The sequence below is a fragment of the Micromonospora sp. NPDC004540 genome (genome assembly GCF_040610095.1).
Classification (GTDB): Bacteria; Actinomycetota; Actinomycetes; order Mycobacteriales; family Micromonosporaceae; genus Micromonospora.
Genome location: NZ_JBEXLR010000185.1, coordinates 1 through 4,367 on the forward strand (window position 1 = coordinate 1; position 4,367 = coordinate 4,367).

Below are 4,367 nucleotides of genomic sequence, written 5' to 3' on the forward strand. Positions count from 1 at the left end.
CGGCTGGTCGGCCTTGGCCCGCAGCGCGTCCCGCTGTTCCACGCCGAACCGGTGCTGCTCGTCGACCACCACGAGCCCCAGGTCGTGGAAGTCGATGCCGCCGCTGTTGCTCTTGGACGGGGCCGGGGCGGGCGCCGATCCGCCGGCCACCGCGCCCGGGTGCGGCGTGGCGCTGTGCTGGGGCTTCAGCCCGGCCGGTACGGGCAGCGCGCTGCCCTTGATGAACTCGTCCCAGCCGACGTTCCAGGCCGTGAAGCCGTTGCCCTGATCCAGCTTCACCTCGGTGCCCTTGATGGTCACCAGGTCGCCGACCTGGGTGACGCCCATCAGCCAGTCCGCGGCGGCGGCGGAGACGTTCGTGCAGCCGTGCGAGACGTTGATGGAGCCCTGGTCCCCCTCCGACCACGGCGCGGAGTGGATGAACTCGCCACCCCAGGTGAGCCGCTGGGCGTCCTCGACGTCGACCACGTAGGGATCGGCCGAACCCCGGGTGTCGAAGGTGGTCTGCTCGAACTTCTCCATGATCACCATCTTGCCGCTGGAGGTCGGCGTGCTCGACTTGCCCATGCTCACCGGGACCTTGCGGAGCAGCTTGCCCTCCCGGTAGACGGACATCTGCTTGGTGGCGTTGTCGATCTCGAGCGAGACCTGCCGGCCGATCTTGGAGGTCGCGCTGTGGTCGGCGTCGCCGATGGCATCCTTGCCGATCGGCAGCCCCTCCAGCGCGCTCCGTACGCTGATCTTCGTGCCGGACTTCCAGTGGTCGGGCGCCCGGTATTCGACCTGCTTGCCGTCTGACTCCCACGACCAGGCGCCCGGCTGCGGCGGGTCGGTCTTCACGAACAACCGGCGCTGCACGTCCGCTCTGGCCTCTTTCGGAATGGGCGGATCGAATGCGACCACCACCGGCATCGCCGTCCCGTACGTCTGATTACCGGTGAAATAGAGCTCGCTGGTGACGGTCGGTTTGGTGGATTTCGCCATCGTGGTGAACGTCGTCTTCTGCGTGGTGGTCCGACCGGAATCGCCGGTCGCGGTGACCTCCGCGGTGTACGTCCGCGAGTTCTCCAGCGGCCGGTCCGGCACCCAGCCCGACCCGTCCTCCCGCGGCTGCGCCGGCACCGGTCGGCCCTTGTCGTCGGTGAGCTTCACCGCGGTGACCTTCCCGCCGCTGACCGTGGTCCCCACCTCGGCACTGACCGGCACGTTCTTCGTCCGGTCCACCGGAGTCAGGTTCACCGACGGCGCGGCCGCCTTGCCGTGCTTCACGGCCTCCCGCTGGCCGGCGGTACACCCGCCGACCACCAACGGTGTGGCTGCGATGGTCACCGCCAGCAGCGTCATTCGCCGCTTCACGTCCATATTCCGCACCCCATTTCCACTCCCCCCATGCCTCACATTCTGTACGGACCTCCGGACGCCGTTGCATATTCGGCGGAATTGCTTGGGCCAGCCGGCTTCGATTTCGACTCGGGCGTACGGAAATGGGAATTGGCGACATCGACGGGTGCGGCGTCACGGCCGGGACGGATTGCGCCGGACGAGCCGCGACGACCGGTTCAGCCCCGGTCGTCGTCCCCGTGATTGCGCTCCCAACGCCCGCCGATGGGTGGCGTGTCCAACCGGGTCGGCGCCTCCGCGTTCCCGGCCAGGTCGTTGTCCACCACCCGGCAACCGACGCAGCTGCCCTGGTCGGTGATCCAGATGCCGTGAGTCTGGGTCCTCGGCTCGTGGCTGTCCCAGATCCGGTTGCCCCGGATCGTGGCCGCCGTCAAGGCGGCGTTGATGGTGATGCCGGCTCGGGTCGACGGCGGTGCGGGCTTGACGTAGGCACTGCCCGGGGGCGGGATGTCCCCGCTCCAGGCACTGGAGGCGTCCGGGCGGATCGGCGCCAGGTGCAACTCTGTTTCGTCGTTGGCCGACACCACCGCGACCCGCTTCCCGACGCTGATCGTCTTGCCCCGGTGCGCGTCCGGCAGCCAGCGCTCCCGGCGGTCGACCACCGACTTCTCGGTGTACCGCACCGAGTCACCACTACCCACGGTCGAAGGCCCGCACTGTCGGCCGTTCGCCCGGATCCGGTTGTCGTTGATGAAGGCGTCCCGGATGGGCCGGTCGATGCGCACGGCGTCGAGGCTGTTGCCGTAGAAGTCATTGCCCTCGAGGACGATCTCCCGGGCGCACTCCTGCTCCTGGCCGCCCAGGCTGCGCTGGTGGTAGCCGTACCGACCGTTGCCGCTGATCCGGTTGCCGCGGATCGTGTAGGGCCCGGGGGTGTTGCCGATGCTGACCCCGTCGCGCAGGTTCCCGTCGATGACGCAGTCGCTCAGGATGCCCCCGCGACCGGCGGTGCTGGTGGTGCCCTTCGCCGAGACCTGGAAGCCCGCGTCGAGGTTCCCGGTCAGTGTGCACGCCGAGACGATCAGCCCGTTTGCGCCCCAGTCGGCGATCCCGAACCGGTTGCCCTCGGCGTGACACCCGACCACCCGGATGCCGCGGGGGCGCAGCCCGCCCGGGAACTGCAACTCGAAGAAGATCCCGCTGGTGGCGTTGGCGACCGCCGAGCAGTTGACCACGTTGACCCGCTCGACGCTGCCCCAGCCGCCGATCCCGATCCCGATCCCCGCGCCGCCCATCTCGGTGCCGTTGTCCATCCGCCCGCACCCCTCCACCAGCACCCCGTCGATCATGCAGTCCTGGAGGAAGTCGCAGCCCAGGCCGGTCGCCGCGGTGTGGTGGATGTAGAGGTTGCGGAACATGCCACGGACCACGTACTGGAGGCCCAGCCCCTTGGCGAGCGGGTTGTACTCGGCCATCGCCACCCCGGACCCGTCGATCTCGAAGTCGGCGAAGGTGCAGTACGCCAGGTGACGGTCCCGGTCCGCGCCGTGCAGGGCGGCAGTGTAGAAGGCCAGCGGGGTCGGGTCGGCCCGGTTGCCGGGGTTGCCGAGCACGAACCGGGTGGCGCCGGGACCGGCGCCGACCAGCGAGACGCCGGTCCGCCAGACCGTGCCGGCGTCCCGGATCGAGTACACCCCGGGCGGGCAGTAGATCACCCGGGCCCGCCCGTCGGCCGCGTACGCGTCACCCAGCCGGTCCACGAGCGCGGCGAGGGCCGGCTGGTCGTTGGTCGTCCCGTCCCCGGTCAGCCCGTGCTCCCGCGCGTCGCACATCAGCGGCGCGCCGGCGACCGGATGCGGGCGCACCCCACCGGCGGAGGACATGTGCGGATACGTCATCCGTCCCCTCCCCGTCGGCGACCGGGCTCGTCTTCCCGGTCGGAGGGCGGAGAAACAGAGGTGCGGCCCCGGCCACGACGGTGGCCGGGGCCGGGACTCAGACGTTCGCCACCAGCAGGGCGGGCTGCTCGACGCAGTCCGCCACGTGCCGCAGGAAGCCGCCGGCCACCCCGCCGTCGCAGACCCGGTGGTCGAAGGTGAGGCTGAGCTGGGTCACCTTGCGCACGGCGAGCTGCCCGTCGACCACCCACGGCTTGTCCACGATCCGGCCGACGCCGAGCAGCGCCGCCTCCGGGTGGTTGATGATCGGGGTGGAGCCGTCCACGCCGAACACCCCGTAGTTGTTCAGGGTGAAGGTGCCGCCGGTCAGCCGCGCCGGGGGCAGGGCGCCGGCCCGGGCGGCCGCCGTGGTCTCGGCGAGGGCGGCGGCCAGCTCCCGGGTGGTCAGCCGCTGGGCGTCGCGCAGCACCGGGACGACCAGGCCCCGGTCGGTCTGCGCGGCGATGCCCAGGTGCACGCCGGCCGACTGGACGATCCGCTGTCCCTCGGTGTCGACGTGCGCGTTGAGCTGCGGGTACCTCCGCAGCCCGCTGAGGCAGATCCGGGCCAGCAGGGCCAGGATGCTCACCGGCGTCTCCGGGGTGGCGGCGTTGATCGCGGCCCGGGTCGCCAGCAGCCCGGTGGCGTCCACGTCCACCCAGATGGTCACCTCGGGGATCTCCCGCCGGCTGCGGGAGAGCTTGTCGGCGATCACCTTGCGGATGCCGGTCAGCGGGATGACCACGTCGCCGTCGCCGGCCGGGGCCAGCCCGACGTGCGCGGCCGGGGCGTCCGGCACGGCGGCGAGCGTCGCGGCCGGCGCGGCCGAGGCCGCCTCCACGTCGGCGCGGCGGATCACCCCGCCCGGTCCCGTGCCGTGCAGGGCCGCCAGGTCGAGGCCACGTTCCCGGGCCAGCCGCCGGACGATCGGCGAGATGACCAGCGGCGCGGTCGGCGGTGCCGGGTCCGGACGGGCCGCCGCCGGGGCGGGGGTGCCTTGAAGCTGTTGGTGGCGTCCCGGGTACCCACCCGGGCGAACGTGTAGAGGCTGCGCCCCGCCCACCGGGACATCATCCGCTTCAGCCGTGG

3 protein-coding genes are annotated in these 4,367 nt (G+C 71.6%); all 3 read right to left on the bottom strand.

Annotation, left to right across the window (positions count from 1 at the left end):
• Positions 1-1,344, bottom strand: a 1,344-nt coding sequence (locus ABZV78_RS31395; RefSeq protein ID WP_355644432.1) for an Ig-like domain-containing protein, incomplete at its 3' end; no start/stop codon positions are given.
• A 215-nt stretch (positions 1,345-1,559) separates the two neighbouring features.
• Positions 1,560-3,239, bottom strand: a complete 1,680-nt coding sequence (locus ABZV78_RS31400) for a right-handed parallel beta-helix repeat-containing protein (RefSeq protein WP_355644433.1) — start codon at positions 3,237-3,239, stop codon at positions 1,560-1,562.
• A 97-nt stretch (positions 3,240-3,336) separates the two neighbouring features.
• On the bottom strand, positions 3,337-4,367 hold a 1,031-nt coding region (locus tag ABZV78_RS31405; RefSeq protein WP_355644434.1), incomplete at its 5' end, for a dihydrolipoamide acetyltransferase family protein.